Raw genomic sequence first — 24,933 nt, 5'->3', positions numbered from 1 at the left:
GGGTTTGCAACAGGGATAGGTTGATGGATATTCGCAGTATCGAGGCGGATGAGTTGGATGTCCTGCTCGCCTTGTTTGAGCATCTTCACCCAGACGATGAGCCACTGCCGTTACGCAGCCAAGTTGAAGCGGTGTGGCAGGCGATCATGGCTAACCCCTCCCAGCGCTACTTCGGCCTGTATAGCCATGGGCTGCTGGTTGCCAGCTGTGGCATTAACCTTATCGCCAACCTGACGCGCGGTTGCAGACCCTTTGCCTTGATCGAAAATGTGGTGACCCATGCCGAGTATCGTGGGTGTGGCTATGGCCAGGCGCTGCTGGCGCATGCTCTGGCATTTGCCTGGGAGCAGGGCTGCTACAAAGTCATGTTGATGACCAGCAGTAAGGACCCGGCCACGTTGCGCTTTTATGAAGCCGCTGGTTTTGACCGGTATGGCAAACAGGCATTTATTGCCAAAACGCCGCTTTAAGGCTCGCGGCGCTGCGGCTCGGTCTGATGTAGAAAACGTGTGTAAATATCCCTTGGTGGGGCCAACTGCAGTTGCGCCATGATTCGGCCGACGGCGCCTCGGTGGTAACCACCATGGGTGACGATATGCGCGAGCATTTCCTCACGGCTCATACAGCCGATATCGCCATCGACAAAATTGAAGTTCAGGCGCTCGGCCAGCTGTTCAGCACTTAGCCCTGCGGCATAGTCCAGATACCAGCGATCAGTCTCCAGTATGGCCTGATGCAGCACTTCCAGCGTGGGCGTTTCGGCGGTGTTGGTGGCGCTGTAGTTATGGCTCATGCCCTGCAAGTTGGCGGCAAAGATCCGCTCGACCACATGGATGTGATTGAGGATGCGCAAGGCCGCGTGCAGCTCTGCTTGCTGGGTGAGGGAATCAAGACGGTTTAAATCAGTCAATAACTCTTGATTGGCCCAGGCTTTGTACTGCAGCAGTGAGGTTAATACGTGGGCGTTGCTCATAAATAACCTTATATACGCAGGTGAGCTAAATAGGCGGATCAGCCCGCTAAGGTTGTGCCTGCGTGATAGTGCTGTGTGATTTTGGCGGGCCGCGCATACTGATATTTCAATAATCCTGAGGTGACAACTATGACCCTTGCCCTTACTCCGCTGCTTTCGTTGATTGCCGGTATTTTGATTCTGGTTGTGCCGCGTTTGCTTAATTACATCGTGGCGATTTATCTGATTGTGGTTGGCCTGGTCGGCATATTTGGCACCGGCAATTTCAACCTGAGCTTTTAATCGCAGCGCAGCCTCGGCTGTCCGGGGCTGCCACGTGAAGGAGCGGTAAGTCAGCGGTTATGGCGCGCGCTGCTGTCTGTGCCTATTGCCTTGAGTGCCAGATAGAGCAGCGGGCCAACCGACACAAACAGTGCAGTCAGGGCAAAGAATGGCAGCAGGTAGGCCAGTGATTTGCCCCGTGCACGGCCGTCGCGGTACATCCAGATGCAGGCCAGCGCCGCGAGTATGTAAAGGTCGATGACCACTTGGGCGGTGTCAGGACTGGACATCAACTGCATACCGAACTGCAGCAGCGATTGCTGCGCATGCAACATCACATAGAGGGTGTAGGCGCTGAATGCCAGAAGGGTGATCAGCGGCAGTGCGAGCTTTTTCATGAGCTGTCCTTGGCTTAGATGCTGATGGCTGAGTCGGTTTTAATCGATAAAGCGCGGTTCGCCGTCACCACCAGCCGTCATCCTTAATGGGCAATCAGTGACACGCTACGTACTTGCCGCAGCGCTATCTATTCGCTGTGCATCTCCACACACTCTCCATCTGCCCTCCATAAAGCCACCATGCATGTTGCCCAGACTCTGCCTACCTAAACCGTATCGGAGAGTTGTACCATGAACCGCATTCTGGGTTTCAAGTTCGGCGCTATCGCCTTGCTGATTCTATTGTTGTTGATTCCGCTGTCGATGATCGGCGGTCTGGTCAGTGAGCGGCAGTACCAGCGCGCGGAGGTATTACAGGATATCGCGCGCAGTTCCAGTTATCGCCAACAGCTCACCGGACCTATTCTGGTAATGCCCTACACCAAGGTGTGGCACCAGTGGAAAACCCACGCCAAGACCGGTGAGCGTTACCAAGAAGAACAGAAGAGCCGTGGTCGCCTGTACTTTCTGCCGGAGCGCTTTGTTCTCAACGGCACGGTCACCACTGAAGAGCGCGCACGGGGCATCTACAAGGCGCTGTTGTACCGCAGCGACAACCAGATCAGTGGCGCCTTTAAGCTGCCGGCGCGGCTGGGGCTGGGTGATGAATTGGGGTTGTACCAGTTCGATCGGCCCTTCCTCTCGATCGGCATCAGTGACATTCGCGGCATCAGCAATGACCTGCAACTGCGCTTCAACGGTGCGAGCCTAGGCTTTGCTCCTGGTAGCGCCGATGAGCGTTTGGGTGCCGGTGTGCATGCACCGCTGCCGATGTTGGATAGCCAGGGCGGACAAACCTTGGAGTTCGCCTTCGACCTCAAGCTGCAAGGCACCGAGCAGCTGAGCATTACCCCGGTGGGCCGCGACAGCCGGGTCGAGCTGAGCTCTAGCTGGCCGCATCCGAGCTTTATCGGCGAATACCTGCCGAGCAGCCGCGAGGTCTCGGACAAGGGCTTTAACGCGCACTGGCAGACCAGTTTTTTCGCCACCAACCTCGAAGAAGCGCTGGCAGATTGCGTGCGGGGTGACAGCTGTAATGCGCTGACCGAACGCCACTTCGGGGTGAGTTTTGTCGACCCAGTGGACCAATACCTGAAGACCGAGCGGGCGATCAAATATGCACTGCTATTCATTGGCCTGACGTTTGCCGTGTTCTTTCTCTTTGAAGTGCTCAAGCGCATGGCCGTGCACCCCGTGCAATACGCGTTGGTGGGCATGTCGTTGGCACTGTTCTACCTGCTGCTGTTGTCGTTGTCCGAACACTTGAGTTTCGCCACCGCCTACGTCATTGCGGCGACTGCCTGTGTGGCGTTGATCGGCTTTTACGTCAGCCACGTGTTGCACAGTGCCCTGCGTGGCGGTGTCTTTGCTCTGCTGCTGGCGGCCTTATATGGCTTGCTGTTCGCCCTGTTGAACGCTGAGGACTACGCGCTGCTAATGGGCTCGATTCTGGTGTTTGGCGTGCTCACGGGGGTGATGGTGCTGACGCGCAAACTTGACTGGTACGGCGTGGGCAAAATCAGCCCAGCCAGCAGCCTCTAATCAACCAGTGCGCAGCTCAGGCTGCGCCCGTCTTGGAGTGGCAAACACAATGCGTTTAATCATTCAGTTTTCCGCCTGTTTCGCCTTGGGTCTGACAGTGGCCATAGCGGTGCTAGTGGGGTTGATGTTCTGTGGCCAGTTTGACCTGATCAAAGGCCTGCAACTAACCGGTCAGCCACTTGCACAGTTGAGTGTGCTGCTGTTGCCGGAGGCGTTCTGGGAGGGCTTATCCGGTGTGGTCAACGCCGCCCAGAGTAGTGCCGTGCAATCGTTTTTGAGTTTGTGCGCGGCGCTGGGGCAAATCGCACTGCTGTTGGCTATCGGCTTTTTTCGCCTGTGGTATGCACGGTGAGCGGCTATGTTGGGCTGCGTGAGGACGCCCGGCTTGGTGCGCATTTGGCGGTGCAGATTGCTCGGTTGTTTCCGCGTCCGAATGAGCGCGCTTGGCGGGCTCACCCCAGCGGCCAAGCGATAAGCCGGATGGCAGCTAAAACGGGTTGCAGTGTCTGCGAGGCGGTGCGTTGAGGGGGCTGGTTAGTCCGTCTCTGCGTGTGAGTCCGCCACGCTGATCACTAAGTAGCGACAACCCCTTGCGTAGTTTTGCAAGGAAACGACTTCGCCCGGCACCGCGCCCAATAACATACTGCCGAGTGGCGAAAAGATTGAAACCTCATGCGTCTTCGGGCTGCTTTGGCTGCTTGCCACCAAGGTCAGTTCGGCCATGTTGTCGACCTCCAGGTCGAGTAGCTTAAGCGTACTGCCGATGCTGGCCACCTGAGCAATGTGGCCGGTCGAGCGCAAGCGCTCGATGCGATCAAGTTTGCCAATGAGCGTCGACAGGTCGCGTGGGCCGATCAGGCAGACTCGGGTGTTTTTTAGCAGGGCTTTGCGTGTATGCAACGTCATGGTGTCTCCTAGACGCAACAAGTTCGGATTAAACCGGTTGAATAAACAGGCGGTATTAGTGTTTTTTAATGAGTTGATGTGCGACTTTCGGTGTTCAGTGGGGCACTAAGTTTAAAAATATATTTTATTGCGCATCAGGGTTTCATCGTTGCGAGGTTTGTGCCGATATAGTGCAAAAGTTAAGCGTTTCTGCTGTTTTGTAGTGGTAAATAAGTGGCCGTGTAAAGGCGTTAAACAGGTTGTTTAACTGTCTTGAGTAGCAGTTTATGGCTGCTACCATAATGCATCTAGGAATATAAGCAAGCTGCCTATCTGCTGGGTTCTAGGCTTTCCTACGGCTATATGAGAGTTCTGTGCGATTAATATCGCGCGGTGATAAGCGTGCTGTTTTATTACGCCGCGAGCCGTTAGTGATCAGCGGCTATTTTCACGCATTAGGCGCCCTGTATAAAGTGGTGTTCGTAAAGCTTTTAACTGCATGAGCGCTTGTTAACTTTTTAGGCGCAATGTTCTACGCACTGCAATAAACCACGCCGGGTGGCGCTGCCTGTTTTTAGGGCTGCTCTGAAGGTGCCATGTTGTTTTATCGACTTCAGCCTAATGCTGATTGTGCATGCGGCGCCGTACCCTGAAATAATCAGCGCGCGATAACCCCGTATTTTCAGCTGCTACGCTTACTCGGCAGCGCCCATTGCCGACATTTCAGGCCCGTTCTTACGGTACTCACAGGCAGATCTTGGTATGCCATCCATAGGCTTGAGCACGCGTGTAGGTTTGCCTGAGGCGTCGCGCGCAGAGCTGTTGTGTGCAGGTATTGGCAGGCCGCAATGCGCAGGGTCTTAGACCAAAGTGGTGTGGCGGTCCTCTGGGGTGCCGTAATTTGGAGTGATGTGATTGTTAATTAAGGAAAAATATAAGAAAGCAGCGAGGCCCGAGCCAGCTAATACCAATGTCTATCTGTCGGGTTGTGCTGACCTGCTGCTAGTTTGAAGGCGTACGAGAATAACAATAACCGGAGGAGTTTATGACTTCTGAACAAGCTAACGCTGCAGCTTACTGGAAGGCGAACGTTCGTCTGATCATCTGGAGCCTGGTTGTCTGGGCCCTAGTGTCTTACGGCTTTGCCATTCTGCTACGACCCATGCTGGCAGGTATCACTGTCGGCGGCACCGACCTTGGATTCTGGTTCGCCCAGCAAGGTTCGATCATCACCTTTGTCGGGATCATTTTTTTCTACGCCTGGAAAATGAACAAACTCGATAAACAATTCGGTGTCGAGGAATAAGCCATGAGCCAGTTTGTAATCAATATGCTGTTTGTGGGCGCCTCCTTCGCGCTCTACTTCGGCATCGCCATCTGGGCCCGTGCCGGCTCGACCAAGGAGTTCTACGTCGCCGGCGGTGGTGTTCACCCCGTGACCAACGGCATGGCCACTGCAGCTGACTGGATGTCTGCGGCATCTTTTATTTCCATGGCGGGTCTGATCGCCGCTGGCGGTTATGCCAACTCCACCTTCCTGATGGGCTGGACCGGCGGTTATGTGCTGCTGGCGATGCTGCTGGCGCCTTACCTGCGTAAGTTCGGTAAGTTCACCGTGCCAGACTTCATCGGCGATCGCTTCTACAGCAACGGCGCACGCCTGGCTGCAGTGGTGTGCTTGATCATCATTTGTGTGACCTATGTAATCGGTCAGATGGCGGGTGCTGGCGTGGCGTTCTCACGCTTCCTCGAAGTGAGTAACTCCACCGGTATCTGGATCGCGGCTGGCGTGGTGTTCTGCTACGCCGTGTTCGGCGGCATGAAGGGTATTACCTACACCCAAGTGGCGCAGTACGTAGTGCTGATCATTGCCTACACCATTCCGGCGGTGTTCATCTCCCTGCAACTGACGGGTAATCCGATCCCGATGTTCGGCATGTTCAGCGAGCACACCGAGTCTGGTTTGCCGCTGCTGCAGAAACTCAATGACGTGGTTATGGGGTTGGGCTTCACCTCTTACACCGGGGATATCAGCAGCAAACTGAATATGGTGCTGTTCACCCTGTCGCTGATGATTGGTACGGCGGGTCTGCCGCACGTAATCATTCGCTTCTTCACCGTACCGAAAGTGGCTGACGCACGTTGGTCGGCTGGTTGGACACTGATCTTTATCTCCCTGCTCTATCTCACTGCGCCTGCTGTGGCTTCCATGGCGCGCCTGAACCTGCTGACCACTGTTTATCCGCAGGGTGTTGAAGCGCCGGCGCTGGCCTATGAAGAGCGTCCGGAGTGGGTGAAGACCTGGGAAACCACCGGTTTGATCCAGTGGGAAGACAAGAACAGCGACGGTCGTATTCAGCTGTATAACGACGTTGCTCCTGCCTTTACTCCGACGGCTGAAGCACTTGGCTGGAAGGGTAACGAGTTGGTCGTTAACAACGACATCCTGGTACTGGCTAACCCGGAAATTGCCAACCTGCCAAGCTGGGTTATCGGCTTGATCGCAGCAGGTGCGATTGCGGCGGCATTGTCGACGGCAGCTGGTTTGTTGCTGGCGATCTCGTCGGCGATTAGTCATGACCTGATCAAGAATATGATCAATCCCAAGATCAGTGAGAAGGGTGAAATGCGCGCTGCGCGTATTTCTATGGCGGTGGCAATTCTGCTGGCTACTTGGTTGGGGCTCAATCCGCCAGGCTTTGCCGCGCAGGTGGTGGCGCTGGCCTTCGGTATTGCTGCGGCCACGCTATTCCCGGCATTGATGATGGGGATCTTCTCCAAGCGGGTAAACGACAAGGGCGCGATTGCCGGCATGCTGGTAGGCCTGGTGTTCACCGTCGTTTACATCTTCCTGTACCTGGGCTGGTTCTTTATTCCGGGCACGGCGACCTTCGCTAACACCCCGGATAACTGGATGTTCGGCATCTCGCCGCTGTCCATCGGTACTGTGGGGGCGGTGATCAACTTCGCGGTTGCCTACGCCGTGTCCCTCTCTACTGTGGCCCCGCCTCAGGAGATTCAAGACTTGGTGGAAAGTGTACGTACTCCCAAAGGTGCTGGTGGCGCGTTGAGCCACTGAGCATAATCAAGCCTGATCAATGCTGATCAGGGTTTTATCAGCGGGCCTCTTTGTGAGGCCCGTTTTATTTCGGGAGTCAGTCAATGTTGTGGACACTACTTGCCATCGGGGTAGCGGGGCTGGGGGCGGCAGGTATTGCCATGCTGCTGCGCAAACTGACGGGCAATCGTTTGCCGAAGTGGATCATCCCGGCGTTTGGCGGTTTAGGCATGCTGAGCTACCAGATTTACTATGAGTACTCTTGGTTCGAGCATCAGCTACAGCGTCAGCCTGCGGAGTCCGTGCTGGTATCCAGTGAGTCAGGCGAGGTGTTCTGGCGGCCGTGGACGTTCTTCTGGCCGATGACCACAGCCTTTACCGTACTCGACAGCAACAGCCTGCTGCGCGAGAAGGCGGCGGGCAGTAGCGTGGTGGCGTTCAACCTATACCGCTTTGAAAAGCAGCATGTTGATCGGGTCAGTCATCAGCCGCATTTGCTCAACTGCAGCTCCGCCGAGCTGCTGCCGCTTGATGCGCAGAAAAAGCCGCTGCTGCAACAGATGAAGCGCATAGAGCGTGACGGTGTGCTTTACCAGCATGTCTGTTCCTGAGCGTCTGGGCGCAGGTTAGGCCGCTTGGGTTCTCTGTTCCGCCGTCGTGGCCAGCCTGCGCGTAGCGCTTGAGGCAGTGCCATAGACACAGATCAATACAGCCCCTTGGCGGGCTCCCTAAAATCGCGCCCCCTTGGTTTCCCGAGCTCGCGGTTTATGGCCACTCTCCCTGCTTACCCTGAACTGTTGTCCCCGGCTGGGACCCTGAAGAACATGCGCTATGCCTTCGCCTATGGCGCGGATGCGGTGTATGCCGGCCAGCCGCGTTACAGCCTGCGGGTGCGTAACAACGAGTTTGACCACGCGCATCTGGCCTTGGGCATTGCCGAGGCGCACGCTCAGGGCAAGCAGTTCTATGTAGTGGTGAATATCGCCCCGCATAACGCCAAGGTGAAGACCTTTCTCAAGGACCTGGCACCGGTGATTGAGATGGCGCCGGATGCGCTGATCATGTCCGACCCGGGCTTGATCATGCTGGTGCGTGAACATTTCCCGCAAATGCCGATTCACCTTTCTGTGCAGGCCAATGCGGTGAACTGGGCCAGCGTGAAATTCTGGCAGCAGCAGGGGCTGAGCCGAGTCATCCTGTCGCGTGAGTTATCGCTGGAAGAAATCGCCGAAATCCGCAGTGAAGTACCGGGCATGGAGCTGGAGGTATTCGTCCACGGTGCGCTGTGTATGGCTTACTCCGGGCGTTGCCTGCTGTCGGGCTATATCAACAAGCGTGACCCTAATCAGGGCAGCTGCACCAATGCCTGTCGCTGGGAATACAAAGCCGAGCAGGGTGCTCAGAACGAATTGGGCGATATCGTACGTATCATTGAGCCCACCTTGGGTGTCGGTGCGCCTACCGAGCAGGTGTTTCTGCTGCAGGACGCCTCGCGCCCGGACGAGCCCATGCCGGCGTTTGAAGATGAGCACGGCACCTACATCATGAACTCCAAGGACCTGCGCGCGGTGCAGCATGTCGAACGCCTGGTGCAGATGGGCGTGCACTCACTGAAAATCGAGGGCCGCACCAAATCCCACTACTACGTGGCGCGTACGGCTCAGGTGTACCGCAAGGCGATTGATGATGCCATCGCCGGCAAACCCTTCGACAAGAGCCTGATGAACACCCTGGAGTCCCTGGCCCATCGCGGTTACACCGAGGGCTTTCTGCGCCGCCATGTGCACGACGAATACCAGAACTACCAGCACGGCAGCTCGGTCTCTGAACAGCAGCAGTTTGTCGGTGAATTGACGGGCGAGCGGCGCGGCGAGTTGGTTGAGGTAAAGGTTAAAAATCGCTTTGCCATCGGCGATGGCCTGGAGCTGATGACCCCTCAGGGCAACCTGCGTTTCAGCCTTGAACAGCTGGAAAACCGAAATGGCCAGGCAATGTCCGTCGCCCCCGGTGACGGCCATGTGCTGTACCTGCCTGTGCCGCCGGAGGTGCAGGTGGACTATGGCCTGCTGATGCGCGATTTGTAGGGTTTTGCGTAGGGTGGATGACGTTTTATCCATCCACCAGGATTGCTGGCCTACCCCGTGGTGGATGAAAAGAGCGTCATCCACCCTACATTCTGTGCCTGCGCAATGGCGGACAATACTTCGGTATGTCCGCCCTCTAGGGTATTGAGGCTTGAAGCCTACATTGAATGCGCGCGCTGACGGCGTCGACTGTTGAGCTGCTGTTGCAGTGCCGGCAGGCTGTCGAGTTCTTGCTGGCGCGCCTTGCTAAATAGTATCAACGCCAGTTCGGCGGTGACCAGTGCGTCGGCGCTGGCGTGATGGCGCTGCTGCACCTGTAGGCCGAAATGCTGCGTCCAGGCGTCCAGGCCGGCGTTGCCCACGCCGGCCTTGGGGCATAGCAATGGGGCGATTTCCGCGACATCAAAGAACGCATGCTGCAAGCGGTAGCCCAGGCTCTGTTTAAGTGCGCGGGCCAGCATGCGTTGATCGAATTCGGCATGGAAGGCCAGTAACGGGCTGTCGCCGACAAACTCCATAAAGGCCAACAATGCTTCAGCAGGCTCGGCGCCCATGGCGATTTCGCTGGGTGCGATGCCGTGGATCAGGGTGCTGGCGCTGGCCTGGTGGCCTTCGCGTTGCATCGTGCATTCAAATTGCTGGCTCAGGTCGATGGCGGAGTTTTCGATCACTACCGCACCGATCGACAGCACCACATCGCGGCGCATGTTCAGGCCGCTGGTTTCCAGGTCGAGGACGACGAAGCGCTGCTGCAATGTACGGTTGTCGAGGGGGGCGGCTTCGGCTAACTGTTGGCGGCGCTCAAGCTGCGCCTCAGTCAGTGCCGGCTTGTGCCCGGTCAGCCAGGTAAACGTGCTCATAACTGATACCTCACGGCCAGGCTGCTCTGCAGTCGCTGTGCCTGGCGGAAGGACTCGCGCAGGATGCGTCGATCCAGGTGGTTGAGGTTATCGGGGTCGACGCGATTGGAATAGGCTTGGCCATTGCGCGCCTGCAGCTGGTGTTGCTGCATGCGTGCCTGCTGGATGTAGTGGTAGGCCTCTTCATAGGCCGCACCATCCTGGGCCTCGATAACCCCTTGGGCGATCAGCGCGCGCAGGCGTTCGAGGGTGTTGCAGGCGCCGATGCCGTGAACCAGGGCCAGCAGGCGCGCGCCATCGACGAAGGGCGTCAGGCCTTGCACCTTAAGGTCGAGGGTGTCTTTTTCGGCGCCTTTACGGGCCACTACAAAATCGCGGAACAGCCCAACCGGGGGGCGCTGGCGTAGGGCGTTTTCAGCCATCATGCGCTGAAACAGGCTATTGCCCGCCACGTGTTTAAGCATGCCCTGGCGCAGTTGTTCGCAGCCCCGCGGAGCGCCCCAGATAGCGCGCAGGTCGAAGTAAATAGTCGAAGCCAGCAGGTTTTCCGGGGTGGTTGCCTGAACAAAGCTGTCAAAGCGCTTGCTCCACTCCTGGCGCGACAGGCACAGCTCAGGGTTACCGGCCATGATATTGCCCTTACACAGGGTAAAGCCGCACTGGGCAAGGCGCAGGTTGATCTCATGGGCCAGCGGTAACAAGCGTCCGCGTATCGCAGCCGCCTCGGCGGCGTCAGAGGCCTCGAAGAGAATGCCGTTGTCCTGGTCGGTGTGCAGGGTCTGTTCGCTGCGGCCTTCGCTGCCGAACACCAACCAGGTGAACGGGATGCCAGGGTCGCCCATATCCTCCAGAGTCAGCTCGATGACCCGGCACACGGTGTGGTCGTTGAGCAGGGTGATCAGCTGAGTGATCTGCGTGGAGCTGGCGCCATGGGCGAGCATGTTATCGACCAGTTGGCAGACATCACTACGCAGCGCGGCGAGGGTTTCCACCCGTCCGGCATGGCGAATGGTGCGCGCCAGGTGCACCAGATCAACCCGTTGCAGGCTGAACAGGTCGCGCTCGGAAATCACCCCGCAGAGTTTGTCGTGCTCGACCAGGCAGACGTGGGCAATATGCCGCTCGGTCATGGCCATGGCTGCATCGAAGGCACTGGCATCCGGCGGCAAGTAGAACGGTGCAGGGGTCATCAGGCTGGCGATGGGTTGCTCCAGCACACTGCCGTCCGCCACCACTCGGCGCAGGTCGCGCAGGGTAAAAATGCCCAGTGGTTTTTGCGTGGGGTCGACGATGACGATGCTGCCGACCTGCTGTTCGTGCATCAGTTTGACCGCATCGCGCAGCGGCATTTCCGGGGCGCAGCTGACGGGCGTGCGCATGGCCAATTGGCCAAGACGGGTATCCAGCGAATACTGCGCGCCCAGGGTTTCCACCGCATTCATCTGCACCTGCTGGTTGACCTGGTCGAGCAGGCTGCTGACCCCGCGCAAAGCAAAGTCGCGCAGTGGGTTGGACAGGGCGAACAGTTTGATAAACGCAGGTTTGTTCAGCAGCAGACAAAAAGTGTCTTCGCCGGCTAGGTGTTCCGTGCGGGTGGCGCGTTCACCGATTAGCGCGGCCAGGGGGAAACATTCGCCGGTGGTGATCTCGAAGGTGGTTTCCGTGCCGCGCCGCGCCGAGTGCGGGCGCTCGCCATGCACGCGGCCCTGTTTGACGATAAAAAACTGCTCAACCGGGCCATCATCCGGTTTGAGGATGGTTTCGCCTGCGCCATAGAAACGCAGCTGACAGTTCTCCACCAGGTACGCCAAATGGGCGGAATCCATCTGGTTGAACGGCGGAAATTTCTGCAGAAACGCCATGGTGCCATGGATGTTTTGCAGTACGGCCGTCTTACCTGCCTGGGCGAATGCGTCCGTTGTGCTCATGGGCATCTCGACAATTATCAGGGGCCTATGCTCGGCCGTGGGGGCAAATGCTGCCATTGGACGTAAGTCTAGACGCCCTCAGCAGGCTGCCCCGGCGTGGCGACTGACGTCAGCGAGGGGCTGCTTGGGTTAATCTGCGACCATAAAAAAACCGCCCCGAAGGGCGGTTTTTCACAGCAGCTGCGAATTACAGGCCGTTAGCGGCTTTGAACTCGCGGCGGCGGCGGTGCAGAACCGGCTCGGTGTAACCGTTCGGCTGCTTGGCACCTTCGACCACCAGTTCCAGGGCAGCCTGGAAGGCGATGTTGCTGTCGAAGTTCGGTGCCAGCGGACGGTACAGCGGGTCATTGGCGTTTTGACGATCGACGACCGGCGCCATGCGCTTGAGGCTGGCAACAATTTGCTCCTCAGTGGCGATGCCGTGACGCAGCCAGTTGGCCAGCAGCTGGCTGGAGATGCGCAGGGTGGCGCGGTCTTCCATCAAGCCGACGTCGTTGATGTCCGGCACTTTCGAGCAGCCAACACCTTGGTCGATCCAGCGCACCACGTAACCGAGGATGCCCTGCGAGTTGTTGTCCAGTTCGTTCTGGATTTCCTCAGCCGACCAGTTGGTGTCTTGCGCCAGCGGAATGCTCAGGATGTCATCAACAGAGGCTGGCACGCGCTTGGCCAGTTCAGCCTGACGGGCGAACACATCAACCTTGTGGTAGTGCAGCGCGTGCAGCGCGGCAGCAGTCGGCGACGGTACCCAGGCGGTGTTGGCGCCGGCCAGCGGGTGAGCGATTTTCTGCTCTAGCATGGCCGCCATCAGGTCGGGCATGGCCCACATGCCTTTACCGATCTGTGCACGGCCCTGCAGGCCAGTGGCCAGGCCGACATCGACGTTGTTGTTCTCGTAAGCGGCGATCCACTTCTCGTTTTTCATGGCGGCTTTACGCACGACGGCGCCGGCTTCCATGGAGGTGTGGATTTCGTCACCGGTACGGTCGAGGAAGCCGGTGTTGATGAACACCACGCGCTCGCTGGCGGCTTTGATGCACGCCTTGAGGTTGACGGTGGTGCGCCGCTCTTCGTCCATGATGCCGACTTTCAGCGTATTGCGCGTCAGGTCCAGGACGTCTTCAACGCGGCCGAAGATCTCGGTGGTGAACGCCACTTCTTCTGGGCCGTGCATCTTCGGCTTAACGATGTACATGCTGCCGGTGCGGGTATTTTTGCGGCTGGTGTTGCCATTCAGGTTGTGCACGGCAATCAGGCTGGTAAACAGCGCGTCCTGGATGCCTTCCGGAATCTCGTTACCTTGGGCATCGAGAATCGCCGGGTTGGTCATCAGGTGACCGACGTTACGAATGAACAGCAGGCTGCGCCCGTGCAGGGTCAGCTCGGAGCCGTCGGTCTGGGTGTAGACGCGGTCTGGGTTCATGGTGCGGGTGAAGGTCTGGCCGCCCTTGGCAACTTCTTCGGACAGGTCGCCCTTCATCAGGCCCAGCCAGTTGCGGTAGACCACGACTTTGTCGTCGGCATCGACCGCGGCAATGGAGTCTTCGCAGTCCATGATGGTGGTCAGCGCGGCTTCCATCAGCACGTCTTTAACGCCGGCAGCGTCGGTTTGGCCGACAGGGGTGCTGGCGTCGATCTGGATTTCGAAGTGCAGGCCGTTGTGCTTGAGCAGTACGGCGATTGGCGCCTCGCTTGCGCCCTGGAAACCAACCAGTTGTGCGTCATCACGCAGGCCGCTGTTGCTGCCGCCTTTAAGGGCAACCACCAGCTTGCCGTCAACAATGCTGTAGCCGGTGGAGTCGACGTGCGAGCCAGCAGCCAGCGGTGCGGCATCGTCGAGGAAGGCGCGGGCGAAGGCGATGACTTTGTCACCACGAACCTTGTTGTAGCCTCGGCCTTTTTCGGCGCCGCCTTCTTCGCTGATCGCGTCCGTACCGTACAGTGCGTCGTACAGTGAGCCCCAGCGGGCGTTGGAGGCGTTGAGGGCGAAGCGTGCGTTCATTACCGGTACAACCAGCTGCGGGCCAGCCAGACGGGCGATTTCTTCGTCGACATTCTGGGTGGTGGCCTGGAAGTCAGCCGGCTCCGGCAGCAGGTAGCCGATTTCCTGCAGGAAGGCTTTGTAAGCCACTGCATCATGGGCCTGGCCGGCGCGGGCTTGGTGCCATGCGTCGATCTGTGCCTGGATCTGGTCGCGCTTGGCGAGCAGTGCATGATTTTTCGGTGCCAGGTCATTGATGACCGCTTCGGCACCTGCCCAGAACGTCTCGGCACTTAGGCCGGTACCGGGAATGGCTTCGTTGTTCACGAAGTCGAACAGCACTTTGGCAACCTGCAGGCTGCCTACTTGAACGCGTTCAGTCATCACTTGCCTCACTCTGCTCAGCTCTACTCAATAGCCGCGTCGGACATGGGTAATAAGTCATGTAGTCCGAGGCGCGGCATACTACATCAAGATTAGGGGAAAATCAGTCGGTGCGCGTCGCGCTGCGACTAGGAAGTGCTTTGCAGTCACTCTACGCGACTTTTTGTCGCTATATTTTCGAAATATTGTTTCATATAAAGCAAAAAATAGTACACAGATAATTGTTTGGGTCTCGCTCAATCTGCCGTGCACGCCTTATCTATACTGTTCAGTACCTTTTCAGGAGTGCGAACCTTATGCAGATACAAGCCGCCACCGCCGCTGACTTGGATGAACTGAGCGAGATGTTTGGCGCTTACTTGGCGTTTTATCAGGTGGTCAAACCGCAGGCGCAAGTGCGCGACTTCCTTACCGCGCGGCTGAGCAACGCCGATTCGACCATTCTGCTGGCCCGCGATGAGCAGGGGCAGGCGCTGGGCTTTATTCAGCTCTATGCCTTTTTCGCTTCGCTGGCGTTGCAGCCGGCTTGGTTGCTGAGTGATCTATATGTCTGCGAGCCGGCGCGCCGTCAGGGTGTCGGCGAGGCGTTGATGAACGCCGCTCGCGCTCACGCCGAAGCCACCGGTGCCTGCGGTTTGCAGTTGGAGACGGCAAAGAGCAATCTGCCAGGACAAGCCCTCTACGAGCGCCTGGATTATGTGCGTGATGAGGCGTTTTATACCTATTGGCTGGGGTTGCATTGAGCAGCCGCTGAATAAGGAGCAGAACATGGATCATCTGGTACTGACGGTTATTGCCCAGGATCAGCCGGGCTTGGTCGAGCGCGTGGCTCAGTGCATCAGCGCGCATGGCGGTAATTGGCTAGAAAGCCGCATGTCGCGCATGGCGGGCCAGTTCGCCGGGATACTGCGGGTCGACGTGCCACTGGCGGCGCATGCCGGGCTGGTCTCGGCGCTGGAGGCGCTGCAGACGCAGGGCATTCGCGTGCAGGTCGCTGTCGGTGGCGACGCGCCAGCGACTGTCTGGCGGGCGATTCGCCTGGAGCTGGTGGGCAATGACCGGCCGGGTATCGTGCGCGATATCACCCGTTTGCTGAGCAGTCAGGGCGTCAACCTAGAGAGCTTGAGCACCGAGGTGGTGCCGGCGCCGATGAGTGGCGAACTGCTGTTTCAAGCCCAGGCTTTGCTGGGCGTGCCGCAGAGCCTGGGCCTGGAGCAACTGCAGATGCACTTGGAAAGCCTGGCCGATGATCTGATGGTGGAGCTCAAGCTACGGGTCGAGGACTAGTGTGTGGCGGTTATCCACGGCCCGTGTGGATAACTCTGTGGGTAGCATGAGGAGCCCCGGAGCACTGCTTAGTGCCCCGGGGCTTTTGATTAACTGCTTAAAAAATAAGCACTTAATGCTTGGTTGTGCACAAAGGCCGGGGATGTTTCTGTGGATAACCCGGGGGCAGTCCGCTGCAGCCCAGGCGTGCTATGTGCTGCAGCGGGCTGGTTATTTTTTAAACAGGTCGGCGTTTGCGCAGGGTCAGCCAGGCGTCGACGCTGTAGATCGCCAGACCCGCCCAGATGCAGACAAAGGCCAGCAACTTGCTCGGGTCGAAATGCTCGCCAAACAGGAAGATCGCCTGCAGCAGGACCAGGGTCGGGGCCAGGTATTGCAGAAACCCCAGGGTGGTGTAGGGCAGGTGGCGGGCGGCGGCGTTGAAGCACACCAGTGGCACCAAGGTGATCGGGCCGGCTGCGATCAGCCAGAGTGCTTCCGAGGTGCTCCAGAAGTTCGCTTGAGTGCTCATGGCAACGGGGTTCAATAGCAGCCAGCCGATTGCCAGAGGTAGCAGTAGCCAGGTTTCCACCACCAGGCCGGGAAGGGCCGCCACAGGCGCCTGTTTGCGAATCAGCCCGTAGAAACTGAAGGTCAGTGCCAGCACCAGGGATACCCAAGGAATGCTGCCAACCTGCCACAGTTGCTGCAGCACGCCCAGCGCGGCCAAGGCCACGGCCAGCCATTGTAAACGGCGTAGGCGCTCGCCAAGAATCAGCATGCCCAGCAGCACGTTGACCAGTGGGTTGATGTAGTAGCCCAGGCTTGCTTCAAGCATGCGCCCGTCATTCACCGCCCACACATAGACCAGCCAGTTACTGGCGATGAGCAAGCCGCTGAGTGCCAGAACGGCAAAGCGTTTGGGGTTGGCCAGCAACTCGCGCAGCCAGCCGGGGTGCTTCCACACCAGCAACAGCAAGGCACCGAACACCGCAGACCAGAGCGCGCGGTGCACGATGATTTCCACTGCAGGTACGCTTTGTATGGCTTTGAAATAAAGCGGGAACAGGCCCCAGATGATGTAAGCGGTTATGCCGAGAATGTACCCGCGACGCGGGTTGACGGTGGCCATGCAGGGTCCTTGCTTAGGCGACTAACTAAAGACCGAGGATTCTAGTCGGCGCGACGCGGGCTTGTCTGGATAGCCAGAGCCTTCTTCAGTGCCCTGTCGCACTTGGCCGTAACAAAAGTGTTACAGCCAGTTGGCCAACTGTTCTGTTGATTGTGCGCTGTGTCGTCCCCGAGCAGTCTTGGCGTAATCCTGGGTTACGTCACCCGGATCACGCTGGCGCTTATCCAAGCGTTAATCGCACGTTAGAACAGTTTCAGCGGCTCTTCATCCAGCGCGGCCAACTGCTCACGCAGGATCAAAATTTGATCGCCCCAATAACGCTCGCTGCCGAACCAAGGGAAGCTCATGGGGAAGGCCGGGTCGTCCCAGCGCCGCGCCAGCCAAGCGCTGTAATGCATCAGGCGCAGGGCGCGCAAGCCCTCGATCAGTGGCAGTTCGCGCGGGTTGAAATCATGGAACTCCTGGTAGCCATCCATCAGCTCCGAGAGCTGGCCGAGGCGTTCATGGCGTTCGCCGGCGAGCATCATCCATAGGTCCTGTACCGCCGGGCCCATGCGGCAGTCATCGAGGTCGACCATGTGAAAGGTGTCGTCGCGACACAGCAGGTTGCCGGGGTGGCAGTCGCCATGCAGGCGAATGGCTTGCACTGGATGGGCAGCGAACAGCACATCCAGCCGTTTGAGCAAATCGCGGGCGACGGACTCGTAAGCCGGCAGCAGGCTACGCGGGACAAAGTTGCCATCGAGCAAGGTCGCCAGTGAGGCATGGCCGAAATTACTGACTTGCAGCGCCTCACGATGGGCGAAAGGTTTGAGTGAGCCCACCGCATGCAGGCGGCCGAGCAGCTGGCCGAGGCGGTACAGTTGATCGAGGTTGCCCGGCTCTGGCGCGCGCCCGCCGCGTCGGGGAAATAGCGCAAAGCGAAAGCCGGAATACTCAAACAGGGTTTCGCCATCGCGCACCAGTGGGGCCACCACCGGCACTTCACATTCGGCCAGCTCGAAGGTGAAGCTGTGCTCTTCGCGGATCGCTGCATCGGTCCAGCGGTCTGGGCGGTAGAACTTGGCGATCAGTGGCGTCTCATCCTCGATGCCCACTTGATAGACGCGGTTTTCATAGCTGTTCAGCGCGAGAACGCGGGCGTCGCTGAGGTAGCCGATGCTCTCCACGGCATCCAGCACCAGGTCGGGCGTGAGTGCGGAAAATGGATGTGACATGGTCGGCTCCGGCAAGTGGGCCGCGAAGTGTAACGCGTCTGCATCAGTGGGCGGTGTTTGCGCGTTCGTAGGATGCGGTTGAGCGCAGTGATACCCATCGATGACCTTGGCGCCGGCATTCGCTGTGATGGGTATCGCGATGCTCAACGCCATCCTACGAATCTGTCGCCGCTGTTGCCTCTCAGTCGCCCGGTTTGGGCGTGCGCGCCAGGCAATACACATCAACCCGCGCCGCGCCGGCCTTCTTTAACAGGCGCGCCAGACTCTCGGCGGTGGCGCCGGTGGTCAGCACATCATCGACCAGCGCCACATGCAGGCCGCTGAACTGGCTTTCCGCTGACAGGGCAAAGGCCTGGCGTAAATTGCGTTTGCGCGTTGCCGCGTCGAGTTGTTGCTGCGCCGGGGTATCCATAATGCGTTGCAGCCAGTGCGGCTGCTGCGGCTGCTGCGGCAGCTGCAATAAAGCGCTCAGCCACTGAGTGAGTAACCCGGCCTGATTGAACCCACGTTGCCGTTGCCGCTTATCCGCCAGGGGGACTGGCAAAAGGATATCGGGTTTGCTTAGGCCCTCATCGAAGGCATGCTGCAAATGATGTGACAAAAGCTCACCGAGCAGACGTCCCAATGGCCACTTGGCTTGGTGTTTGAAGCGCGTAATCAGGCTGTCGATGGGAAACGCGTAGCGCCAGGGCACTTCGACCTTGCTAAAACTCGGCGGCTGTTTCAAGCAGGCGCCGCACACCAAGCCGATGCTGGGGAGCGGCAGGGCGCAGATTTGGCAATGGTCGCCTAACCAAGGCAGCTCAGTTTCGCAGCTGGTGCAGATGGCCAGTGAGCCGTCCGCTGTTTCATCGCAAAGCAAACAGATTTGTTTGTTTTTTAGCCAGTTGTAAACCTGATGTCTTGAGTCGGGTTGACAGCGCATAGGCCTTCCATAATTATGCCAAACATCCGTGTCGTGCTTGCTCAGCGTAGCAAGCCACTGCCCACAACAAGGAATAACCGATGAGCGCCACCACCGCCGCCAACTTGCGTCACGACTGGGCTCTTGCTGAAGTCAGGGCGCTCTTCGAACAACCGTTCAACGATCTGCTGTTCGCCGCACAGACCGTTCACCGTGCGCACTTTGATGCGAACCGCGTGCAGGTCTCGACCTTGCTGTCGATCAAGACCGGCGCCTGCCCAGAAGACTGCAAGTATTGCCCGCAGTCCGGTCACTACAACACCGGCCTGGAAAAAGAAAAGCTGCTGGAAGTGCAGAAGGTGCTGGAGGCGGCTGCTGAGGCCAAAGCTATCGGTTCTACCCGCTTCTGCATGGGCGCGGCGTGGAAGCATCCGTCGGCTAAAGACATGCCCTACGTGCTGAAAATGGTTGAGGGTGTAAAGGCCTTGGGCCTGGAAACCTGCATGACCCTCGGCAAGCTGGATAAAGATCAGACCCAGGCGTTGGCCGATGCGGGTCTCGACTACTACAACCACAACCTGGATACCTCGCCGGAGTTCTACGGCAGCATTATCACCACCCGCACTTATGGTGAGCGCCTAGAAACCTTGGCCTACGTGCGTGATTCGGGGATGAAGATCTGCTCGGGCGGCATCCTCGGTATGGGCGAGTCGCTGGACGACCGCGCCGGCCTGCTGATCCAGCTGGCCAACCTGCCCGAACACCCAGAGTCGGTGCCAATCAACATGTTGGTCAAGGTTAAGGGCACGCCACTGGCCGATGAGAAAGACGTTGACCCATTCGACTTTATCCGCATGCTCGCGGTAGCGCGGATCATGATGCCGCACTCTCATGTGCGCCTGTCCGCCGGGCGTGAGGCGATGAATGAGCAGATGCAGGCCCTGGCCTTCTTCGCCGGAGCCAACTCGATTTTCTACGGCGAGAAGCTGCTGACAACTGCCAACCCGCAGGCGAATAAGGATATGGAGTTGTTCGCCCGTCTCGGCATCAAGCCGGAAGAGCGCGAAGAGCATGCTGATGAAGTGCATCAGGCCGCCATCGAACAGGCCCTAGTCGAGCAGCGCGACTCCAAGCTGTTCTATAACGCCGCGGTCTGATGGCTCTGCTCTGAATAGGTGGAAGGGGCTTTAGCTGCAAACTGGCACGAGGTCAGTCGCGGCTAAAGTCGATCGCCGCCCGGCACCTTCCGCGGTATTGCGCCCTTATCCAGGTTGTCTATGTCTTTTGACCTTGCCACTCGCCTCGCGGAACGTCGTGCGGCTCAGCTCTTTCGTCAACGTCCGCTGTTAGAGAGCCCACAGGGGCCTCTGGTACAGGTTGATGGCCGCCAATTGCTGGCCTTTTGTTCTAACGACTACCTCGGGCTGGCCAATCACCCGCAGGTGATAGAGGCCTGGCGTGCGGGTGCTGCGCGCTGGGGCGTCGGTGGTGGTGCGTCACATCTGGTGATCGGCCATAGCACGCCGCACCATGAGCTTGAAGAGGCCCTCGCTGCCTTCACCGGGCGAGCGCGAGCGCTACTTTTTTCCACCGGTTATATGGCTAACCTCGGTGCGGTGACCGCGTTGGTCGGGCGTGACGACACTGTGCTGGAAGACCGCCTCAATCACGCCTCCTTACTAGACGCGGGCTTGCTCAGCGGCGCGCGGTTTTCGCGTTATTTGCACAACGATGCTGTGAGCTTGGCCAATCGCCTGCGCAAGGCCAACGGTAATACCCTGGTGGTCACTGACGGCGTTTTCAGCATGGACGGTGACCTGGCCGACCTGCCAGCCCTGTGCGCCGAAGCGCGTCGGGCCAATGCCTGGGTGATGGTCGACGATGCCCATGGTTTCGGCCCACTGGGCGCAACAGGTGGAGGCATAGTCGAGCAGTTTGGCCTTGGCCCAGAGGATGTGCAGGTGCTGGTCGGCACCTTCGGCAAGGCCTTTGGCACCGCCGGCGCGTTTGTCGCCGGCAGTGAAGAGCTGATCGAGACCCTGGTGCAATTCGCCCGTCCCTATATCTACACCACCAGCCAGCCTCCTGCGCTGGCCTGCGCCACTCTGAAAAGCCTTGAGCTGCTGCGCAGCGAGCATTGGCGGCGCGAGCACTTGGCTGTGCTGATCAAACGCTTCCGTGAGGGCGCGCAGGCCATCGGTCTTGAACTAATGGACAGTGCCACACCGATTCAGCCGATCCTGATTGGCGACAGCGGCCGTGCCATACAGTTGTCGCAGATGCTGCGTGAGCGTGGCCTGCTGGTCACGGCGATTCGCCCACCCACCGTGCCGGCCGGCAGCGCCCGCCTGCGCGTTACCCTGTCCGCGGCGCATAGCCTGGAGCAGCTGGAGCTGCTGCTGGAAGCCCTGGCCGAGTGCTGGCCGCTTGTTGAGGAGGGCGTCTCGTATGCGTGACAAGCTTATTTTGCTGTCAGGCTGGGGCCTGGGTTCTGCGCCTTTGCAGCCACTGGCCGATGCCTTGCGCGGGCTTGATCCACGCCTGCATGTGCAGATCGAACCGCTGCCGTTATTAGACTCCAGCGACCCCGCCGACTGGCTGGATGAGTTGGACGCCAACCTGGCGCAGGATGCCTGGCTCGGCGGCTGGTCCTTGGGCGGTATGCTCGCGGCTCAACTGGCTGCGCGCCGGGGCGAGCGTTGTAATGGCTTGCTGACCTTGGGTAGCAATTTGCGTTTTGTCGCTGAGCCAAGCTGGCCAGCAGCCATGGCCGACGAAACCTTTGCCGTCTTTCGCCAAGACTGCTGCGCTGATGCAGCGGTTACCCTGAAGCGTTTCGCCCTGCTCTGCGCCCAAGGTGCAGCAGATGCGCGCGGCCTCTCGCGGCAGTTGCTTGCTGCTGCGCCACCGGCTCAGTCGACCACTCTGCTGGCTGGGCTGGATGTGCTGGCGGCACTCGATACGCGGGCGGCGCTGCAGGCATTTGTCGGCCCGCAGTTGCACCTGTTCGCCGGAGCCGATGCGCTGGTCCCAGCAACGGTAGCGCCGGCCTTATTAGCGCTGCTGGCGGATGTGGAAGTCGGCCTGATTGATCATGCCAGCCATGCCTTCGCCCTAGAGCGGCCCCATGAAATCGCCGCTGCGATTCAGGCTTTTTTGCATGAGGCTGGCGATGACTGACTTGGCCCACGACCCACTCGGCGGCTTGCCGGACAAGCGCCAAGTTGCCGCTTCTTTTTCCCGGGCGGCGGAGAGCTATGACAGCGTCGCCGCCCTGCAACGCACTGTTGGTCAACGGTTATTGGCGCAGTTGCCCGCCTCGATCAGTCCCTTGCGCTGGCTTGATCTGGGCTGCGGCACCGGCTATTTCAGTCGCACCCTAGGCGAATGTTTTCCGGCCAGTCAGGGTGTGGCGTTGGATATTGCTGAAGGCATGTTGCAACACGCTCGACCGTTAGGTGGCGCGCAGCAATTTGTTGCAGGCGATGCCGAGCGCCTGCCGTTCCGCGATGAGTCCTGCGATCTCATGTTTTCCAGCTTAGCGCTGCAGTGGTGCGCGAATTTTCCAGCGGTGCTCAGCGAGGCCATGCGCGTGCTTAGACCGGGCGGCGTGCTGGCGTTTAGCAGCCTGTGCGTAGGCACCCTGCGGGAGCTGCGTGATAGCTGGCAGGCGGTGGATGGCTTTGTTCACGTCAATCGCTTCCGCCAGTTAGAGGATTATCAGCGCTTGTGTGGCGGCAGCGAGCTGGCGCTGTTAAGCCTGCAAACAATGCCTGAAACGCTGTATTACCCCGATGTGCGCAGCCTGACCCATGAACTGAAAGCACTCGGCGCGCACAACCTTAACCCCGGCCGCCCCGGTGGTCTGACGGGGCGCGCGCGTATGCTGGCGCTGCTCAATGCCTATGAACAGTTCCGCCAGCCGCAAGGGTTGCCGGCGACCTATCAGGTGGTCTATGGCATGTTACGCAAGGAGATTGTTTAGATGAGTGCGGCCTTCTTTGTCACCGGCACTGATACTGAGGTCGGGAAAACTACCGTTGCCGCCGGCCTCCTGCATGCGGCACGACTGGCGGGTTTGTCCACGGCTGCTGCTAAGCCGGTGGCCTCAGGCTGTGTATTGACGACGGATGGACTGCGCAATGACGACGCCTTGGCGTTGCTGAGCCAGTGCACACTCGCGCTGCGCTATGAAGAGGTTAATCCGCATGCATTCGAGCCCGCCATTGCCCCGCATCTGGCCGCGCGTGAGGCGGGTGTGTTGCTGGATGTGGCGGCGCTGCAGGGGCCGGTGCAAGCCATTCTGGATAAGCGCGCAGACTTTACCCTGGTCGAGGGTGCGGGCGGCTGGCGCGTGCCGCTGGCCGGACAGGCGACGTTGTCGGACTTGGCGATTGCCTTGCAGCTGCCGGTTATTCTGGTGGTCGGTGTGCGGCTGGGCTGCATCAATCATGCGCTGCTGACGGCTGAGGCGATCCTGCGTGACGGTCTGACGTTGGCCGGCTGGGTAGCCAATGTGGTCGATCCGCAGACCTCGCGCCTTGAAGACAATTTAGCAACCCTGGCCGAGCGGTTACCTGCGCCATGTTTGGGGTATATACCGCGCCTGACCGAAGCGACGCCGGCGGCGGTTTCCAGTTATCTCAATCTCGATTTTCTGCACGGCTAGTTATAAGCAGACTCAATGCCATAGCCTTTTGTCTGTACATTTTTCGAGCTACTTCTGCTTAAATCATGAGCACTTGTGGTTAGAGATAGTGGGAGCCTAGGCATGGAAATTTCAGGAAGCGCCTTCAATTCGGGTATCAGCGCTATTCAATCCGGTCAGCGCCGGGTCGATCAAGCCGCGGCAGATATCGCTAGTAATGCGCTCACCCAGCCACAACAGCCTACGCCTACGCCGCCGGCTAATCAGGTCAACCCAGCCCCCAGTTTGGCTGAACAAACGCGTCCCGATCTCGCAGAAAGCTTGGTCGCCCTGCGTGAAGGGCAGAATGCCGCGCAGGCCGGTGCCAAGGTGGTCAAAACGGCTGATGAGATTCTGGGCACCCTGATTGACACCACGGCCTGAGTTGCCGCCTAGGGCGTACTCCAGGCGAGTAAAGCGCTAGGTAACTTCGGGCAAGGAATCATTGCATGCAGATTGGCGGCGCATCGACTTATCCTGCGCCTGCAGCAAATCTTCTGCCGGCTCGAACCCTTGCTCCTAATGTCTCTCCCGATGTATCCCCCGACATCACTCGCGCCTCCCAAGCTCCAATCACTGCGCCTCAGGCGTTGGCCGATGAGCAGTCCACTTCTGCGCGAGAAGAAGCTGACCAATCCGCCGACTCATCAGCCAGCCCGTTTGAATTCACGCGCACTCAAGGCGAACCAAGCCCCGAGCAGCAGCGGCTAGAGCAACTCGAAATTGCCGAGCTGGTTAGTCGTGACTTGGAAGTACGTAGCCACGAGCAGGCCCATGCGGCGATTGGCGGCCAATACGCCGGTGCGCCAACCTATACCTACGCGCGTGGCCCGGATGGTAAGCGCTATGCGGTGGGGGGCGAAGTAGGTATCGATACCGGCCCTGTGGCGAATGACCCCGAAGCCACCCTGAGCAAGATGGAGGTGGTGATCCGCGCGGCTCTGGCTCCCGCCGAGCCTTCGGCGCAGGACCGCCAGGTGGCGGCTCAAGCCCTTGGGCAGATGGCCGAGGCTCGTGTTCAGCTCGCGCAACAACAGCGTAGTGAGGCGCAGGCTGAGACGGACGCGCGTGCCGAAGAGCGCAACGAGGCTGAAGATAAGCCCGTCGAGGAGAGCGAGTCTGCCAGCTCAGCTCAGCAGGGCCGGCCAATCCCGCCTAATCTTGATCTGTACACCCAGCTGAGTGGTTTGCAGGCGCCAGTTCCGCTTGTCGACCTGGTGACTTAAGCGGCGCTTGGGGTGCTTGACATTAAATAGGCATAAACGTATGTTTCAAACGCTTGTTTGATTGGCTCGATTGCCAAAGAGGCAGTCGAGCACCGGGAGAACTCCCGT

Annotated in this window: 26 protein-coding genes; 17 read left to right on the top strand and 9 right to left on the bottom strand. The window is 59.0% G+C overall.

Annotated elements, in window-relative coordinates; translation table 11 throughout:
- Positions 1–23 precede the first annotated feature (23 nt).
- Positions 24–470 (top strand): GNAT family N-acetyltransferase, encoded by a 447-nt coding sequence (locus tag BMZ32_RS16720; protein ID WP_090244086.1) that lies wholly within the window; start codon positions 24–26, stop codon positions 468–470.
- Here the strand turns inward: BMZ32_RS16720 and BMZ32_RS16715 are convergent.
- On the bottom strand, positions 467–973 hold the full coding sequence (locus tag BMZ32_RS16715) for a DinB family protein (protein ID WP_090244084.1): 507 nt from the start codon (positions 971–973) through the stop codon (positions 467–469). The two genes, BMZ32_RS16720 and BMZ32_RS16715, sit on opposite strands and share 4 nt — an antisense overlap.
- A gap of 129 nt (positions 974–1,102) precedes the next feature.
- Here BMZ32_RS16715 and BMZ32_RS16710 point away from each other — a divergent pair, with 129 nt between their 5' ends.
- Entirely contained in the window at positions 1,103–1,255 is a 153-nt protein-coding gene (locus BMZ32_RS16710; protein WP_167376774.1) for a DUF3096 domain-containing protein, read from the top strand.
- A 50-nt stretch (positions 1,256–1,305) separates the two neighbouring features.
- Here BMZ32_RS16710 and BMZ32_RS16705 read toward each other — a convergent pair whose 3' ends face one another.
- Positions 1,306–1,632, bottom strand: a complete 327-nt coding sequence (locus BMZ32_RS16705; RefSeq protein WP_090244080.1) for a DUF2834 domain-containing protein — start codon at positions 1,630–1,632, stop codon at positions 1,306–1,308.
- Positions 1,633–1,863: 231 nt separating this feature from the next.
- On the opposite strand from BMZ32_RS16705, the gene creD reads away from it, so the two are divergent.
- Positions 1,864–3,213 (top strand): cell envelope integrity protein CreD, encoded by a 1,350-nt coding sequence (gene creD, locus BMZ32_RS16700; protein WP_090244078.1) that lies wholly within the window; start codon positions 1,864–1,866, stop codon positions 3,211–3,213.
- A 49-nt stretch (positions 3,214–3,262) separates the two neighbouring features.
- Positions 3,263–3,565: a hypothetical protein gene (locus BMZ32_RS16695; RefSeq protein ID WP_090244076.1), complete on the top strand. Its 303-nt coding sequence runs from the start codon at positions 3,263–3,265 to the stop codon at positions 3,563–3,565.
- Positions 3,566–3,747: 182 nt separating this feature from the next.
- Here BMZ32_RS16695 and BMZ32_RS16690 read toward each other — a convergent pair whose 3' ends face one another.
- Positions 3,748–4,119 (bottom strand): GreA/GreB family elongation factor, encoded by a 372-nt coding sequence (locus tag BMZ32_RS16690; protein WP_090244074.1) that lies wholly within the window; start codon positions 4,117–4,119, stop codon positions 3,748–3,750.
- A gap of 1,024 nt (positions 4,120–5,143) precedes the next feature.
- Between BMZ32_RS16690 and BMZ32_RS16685 the strand changes: the two genes are divergently transcribed.
- From BMZ32_RS16685 to trhP, 4 genes are all read left to right on the top strand, one after another.
- Positions 5,144–5,404, top strand: a complete 261-nt coding sequence (locus BMZ32_RS16685) for a DUF4212 domain-containing protein (protein WP_090244072.1) — start codon at positions 5,144–5,146, stop codon at positions 5,402–5,404.
- A 3-nt stretch (positions 5,405–5,407) separates the two neighbouring features.
- Positions 5,408–7,177 (top strand): sodium:solute symporter family protein, encoded by a 1,770-nt coding sequence (locus tag BMZ32_RS16680; protein WP_090244069.1) that lies wholly within the window; start codon positions 5,408–5,410, stop codon positions 7,175–7,177.
- Positions 7,178–7,260: 83 nt separating this feature from the next.
- Positions 7,261–7,767, top strand: a complete 507-nt coding sequence (locus BMZ32_RS16675) for a hypothetical protein (protein WP_090244068.1) — start codon at positions 7,261–7,263, stop codon at positions 7,765–7,767.
- Positions 7,768–7,923: 156 nt separating this feature from the next.
- Complete coding sequence (gene trhP, locus BMZ32_RS16670; protein WP_090244065.1) at positions 7,924–9,240, top strand: prephenate-dependent tRNA uridine(34) hydroxylase TrhP; 1,317 nt, start codon at positions 7,924–7,926, stop codon at positions 9,238–9,240.
- A 158-nt stretch (positions 9,241–9,398) separates the two neighbouring features.
- Here trhP and BMZ32_RS16665 read toward each other — a convergent pair whose 3' ends face one another.
- The 3 genes from BMZ32_RS16665 to BMZ32_RS16655 form a co-directional block, all read right to left on the bottom strand.
- Positions 9,399–10,100, bottom strand: coding sequence for a 3'-5' exonuclease (locus BMZ32_RS16665; RefSeq protein WP_090244063.1), 702 nt, complete (start codon positions 10,098–10,100; stop codon positions 9,399–9,401).
- The gene (locus BMZ32_RS16660) at positions 10,097–12,028 is read right to left on the bottom strand and encodes a putative nucleotidyltransferase substrate binding domain-containing protein (RefSeq protein WP_090244061.1); all 1,932 of its coding nucleotides are present in this window, start codon (positions 12,026–12,028) and stop codon (positions 10,097–10,099) included. Before BMZ32_RS16660 ends, BMZ32_RS16665 begins: the two co-directional genes overlap by 4 nt.
- Positions 12,029–12,215: 187 nt before the next feature.
- On the bottom strand, positions 12,216–14,393 hold the full coding sequence (locus tag BMZ32_RS16655; RefSeq protein ID WP_090244059.1) for a malate synthase G: 2,178 nt from the start codon (positions 14,391–14,393) through the stop codon (positions 12,216–12,218).
- A 296-nt stretch (positions 14,394–14,689) separates the two neighbouring features.
- On the opposite strand from BMZ32_RS16655, the gene BMZ32_RS16650 reads away from it, so the two are divergent.
- Positions 14,690–15,136: a GNAT family N-acetyltransferase gene (locus BMZ32_RS16650; RefSeq protein ID WP_090244057.1), complete on the top strand. Its 447-nt coding sequence runs from the start codon at positions 14,690–14,692 to the stop codon at positions 15,134–15,136.
- Positions 15,137–15,161: 25 nt separating this feature from the next.
- Entirely contained in the window at positions 15,162–15,680 is a 519-nt protein-coding gene (locus BMZ32_RS16645) for a glycine cleavage system transcriptional repressor (protein WP_090244055.1), read from the top strand.
- A 217-nt stretch (positions 15,681–15,897) separates the two neighbouring features.
- Here the strand turns inward: BMZ32_RS16645 and rarD are convergent, their stop codons facing one another.
- The 3 genes from rarD to BMZ32_RS16630 all read right to left on the bottom strand — a co-directional run bounded on the left by rarD (position 15,898) and on the right by BMZ32_RS16630 (position 18,933).
- Entirely contained in the window at positions 15,898–16,791 is an 894-nt protein-coding gene (gene rarD, locus BMZ32_RS16640; RefSeq protein ID WP_090244053.1) for an EamA family transporter RarD, read from the bottom strand.
- Between the two features lie 242 nt (positions 16,792–17,033).
- The gene (locus BMZ32_RS16635) at positions 17,034–18,008 is read right to left on the bottom strand and encodes a serine/threonine protein kinase (RefSeq protein ID WP_090244052.1); all 975 of its coding nucleotides are present in this window, start codon (positions 18,006–18,008) and stop codon (positions 17,034–17,036) included.
- A 181-nt stretch (positions 18,009–18,189) separates the two neighbouring features.
- Entirely contained in the window at positions 18,190–18,933 is a 744-nt protein-coding gene (locus tag BMZ32_RS16630) for a ComF family protein (RefSeq protein ID WP_090244050.1), read from the bottom strand.
- 80 nt (positions 18,934–19,013) lie between these two features.
- Between BMZ32_RS16630 and bioB the strand changes: the two genes are divergently transcribed.
- The 7 genes from bioB to BMZ32_RS16595 all read left to right on the top strand — a co-directional run bounded on the left by bioB (position 19,014) and on the right by BMZ32_RS16595 (position 24,825).
- On the top strand, positions 19,014–20,069 hold the full coding sequence (gene bioB / locus BMZ32_RS16625) for a biotin synthase BioB (RefSeq protein WP_090244048.1): 1,056 nt from the start codon (positions 19,014–19,016) through the stop codon (positions 20,067–20,069).
- 120 nt (positions 20,070–20,189) lie between these two features.
- The gene (bioF, locus tag BMZ32_RS16620; RefSeq protein ID WP_090244046.1) at positions 20,190–21,368 is read left to right on the top strand and encodes an 8-amino-7-oxononanoate synthase; all 1,179 of its coding nucleotides are present in this window, start codon (positions 20,190–20,192) and stop codon (positions 21,366–21,368) included.
- Complete coding sequence (locus tag BMZ32_RS16615) at positions 21,361–22,092, top strand: alpha/beta fold hydrolase (RefSeq protein WP_090244043.1); 732 nt, start codon at positions 21,361–21,363, stop codon at positions 22,090–22,092. Before bioF ends, BMZ32_RS16615 begins: the two co-directional genes overlap by 8 nt.
- Positions 22,085–22,897 carry a malonyl-ACP O-methyltransferase BioC gene (bioC, locus tag BMZ32_RS16610; protein ID WP_090244041.1) on the top strand — a complete coding sequence of 271 codons (813 nt, stop codon included), beginning with the start codon at positions 22,085–22,087 and terminating at the stop codon, positions 22,895–22,897. The genes BMZ32_RS16615 and bioC overlap by 8 nt, the downstream gene beginning before the upstream one ends.
- The gene (gene bioD, locus BMZ32_RS16605; RefSeq protein ID WP_090244037.1) at positions 22,898–23,581 is read left to right on the top strand and encodes a dethiobiotin synthase; all 684 of its coding nucleotides are present in this window, start codon (positions 22,898–22,900) and stop codon (positions 23,579–23,581) included.
- A 102-nt stretch (positions 23,582–23,683) separates the two neighbouring features.
- Complete coding sequence (locus BMZ32_RS16600; RefSeq protein WP_090244035.1) at positions 23,684–23,983, top strand: hypothetical protein; 300 nt, start codon at positions 23,684–23,686, stop codon at positions 23,981–23,983.
- 65 nt (positions 23,984–24,048) lie between these two features.
- The gene (locus tag BMZ32_RS16595; RefSeq protein ID WP_090244033.1) at positions 24,049–24,825 is read left to right on the top strand and encodes a putative metalloprotease CJM1_0395 family protein; all 777 of its coding nucleotides are present in this window, start codon (positions 24,049–24,051) and stop codon (positions 24,823–24,825) included.
- Positions 24,826–24,933 lie beyond the last annotated feature (108 nt).

The organism is Pseudomonas guineae (genome assembly GCF_900113745.1).
In the GTDB taxonomy this organism is placed as follows: Bacteria; Pseudomonadota; Gammaproteobacteria; order Pseudomonadales; family Pseudomonadaceae; genus Aquipseudomonas; species Aquipseudomonas guineae.
This window is presented reverse-complemented; position numbering and strand designations above follow the sequence as displayed.

Bases quoted from the DNA above. Each gene is read 5' to 3' on its own strand.
- BMZ32_RS16720 (WP_090244086.1), top strand. From the start codon at position 24: ATGGATATTCGCAGTATCGAGGCGGATGAGTTGGATGTCCTGCTCGCC.
- BMZ32_RS16715 (WP_090244084.1), bottom strand. From the start codon at position 973: ATGAGCAACGCCCACGTATTAACCTCACTGCTGCAGTACAAAGCCTGG.
- BMZ32_RS16710 (WP_167376774.1), top strand. From the start codon at position 1,103: ATGACCCTTGCCCTTACTCCGCTGCTTTCGTTGATTGCCGGTATTTTG.
- BMZ32_RS16705 (WP_090244080.1), bottom strand. From the start codon at position 1,632: ATGAAAAAGCTCGCACTGCCGCTGATCACCCTTCTGGCATTCAGCGCC.
- creD (WP_090244078.1), top strand. From the start codon at position 1,864: ATGAACCGCATTCTGGGTTTCAAGTTCGGCGCTATCGCCTTGCTGATT.
- BMZ32_RS16695 (WP_090244076.1), top strand. From the start codon at position 3,263: ATGCGTTTAATCATTCAGTTTTCCGCCTGTTTCGCCTTGGGTCTGACA.
- BMZ32_RS16690 (WP_090244074.1), bottom strand. From the start codon at position 4,119: ATGACGTTGCATACACGCAAAGCCCTGCTAAAAAACACCCGAGTCTGC.
- BMZ32_RS16685 (WP_090244072.1), top strand. From the start codon at position 5,144: ATGACTTCTGAACAAGCTAACGCTGCAGCTTACTGGAAGGCGAACGTT.
- BMZ32_RS16680 (WP_090244069.1), top strand. From the start codon at position 5,408: ATGAGCCAGTTTGTAATCAATATGCTGTTTGTGGGCGCCTCCTTCGCG.
- BMZ32_RS16675 (WP_090244068.1), top strand. From the start codon at position 7,261: ATGTTGTGGACACTACTTGCCATCGGGGTAGCGGGGCTGGGGGCGGCA.
- trhP (WP_090244065.1), top strand. From the start codon at position 7,924: ATGGCCACTCTCCCTGCTTACCCTGAACTGTTGTCCCCGGCTGGGACC.
- BMZ32_RS16665 (WP_090244063.1), bottom strand. From the start codon at position 10,100: ATGAGCACGTTTACCTGGCTGACCGGGCACAAGCCGGCACTGACTGAG.
- BMZ32_RS16660 (WP_090244061.1), bottom strand. From the start codon at position 12,028: ATGAGCACAACGGACGCATTCGCCCAGGCAGGTAAGACGGCCGTACTG.
- BMZ32_RS16655 (WP_090244059.1), bottom strand. From the start codon at position 14,393: ATGACTGAACGCGTTCAAGTAGGCAGCCTGCAGGTTGCCAAAGTGCTG.
- BMZ32_RS16650 (WP_090244057.1), top strand. From the start codon at position 14,690: ATGCAGATACAAGCCGCCACCGCCGCTGACTTGGATGAACTGAGCGAG.
- BMZ32_RS16645 (WP_090244055.1), top strand. From the start codon at position 15,162: ATGGATCATCTGGTACTGACGGTTATTGCCCAGGATCAGCCGGGCTTG.
- rarD (WP_090244053.1), bottom strand. From the start codon at position 16,791: ATGGCCACCGTCAACCCGCGTCGCGGGTACATTCTCGGCATAACCGCT.
- BMZ32_RS16635 (WP_090244052.1), bottom strand. From the start codon at position 18,008: ATGTCACATCCATTTTCCGCACTCACGCCCGACCTGGTGCTGGATGCC.
- BMZ32_RS16630 (WP_090244050.1), bottom strand. From the start codon at position 18,933: ATGCGCTGTCAACCCGACTCAAGACATCAGGTTTACAACTGGCTAAAA.
- bioB (WP_090244048.1), top strand. From the start codon at position 19,014: ATGAGCGCCACCACCGCCGCCAACTTGCGTCACGACTGGGCTCTTGCT.
- bioF (WP_090244046.1), top strand. From the start codon at position 20,190: ATGTCTTTTGACCTTGCCACTCGCCTCGCGGAACGTCGTGCGGCTCAG.
- BMZ32_RS16615 (WP_090244043.1), top strand. From the start codon at position 21,361: ATGCGTGACAAGCTTATTTTGCTGTCAGGCTGGGGCCTGGGTTCTGCG.
- bioC (WP_090244041.1), top strand. From the start codon at position 22,085: ATGACTGACTTGGCCCACGACCCACTCGGCGGCTTGCCGGACAAGCGC.
- bioD (WP_090244037.1), top strand. From the start codon at position 22,898: ATGAGTGCGGCCTTCTTTGTCACCGGCACTGATACTGAGGTCGGGAAA.
- BMZ32_RS16600 (WP_090244035.1), top strand. From the start codon at position 23,684: ATGGAAATTTCAGGAAGCGCCTTCAATTCGGGTATCAGCGCTATTCAA.
- BMZ32_RS16595 (WP_090244033.1), top strand. From the start codon at position 24,049: ATGCAGATTGGCGGCGCATCGACTTATCCTGCGCCTGCAGCAAATCTT.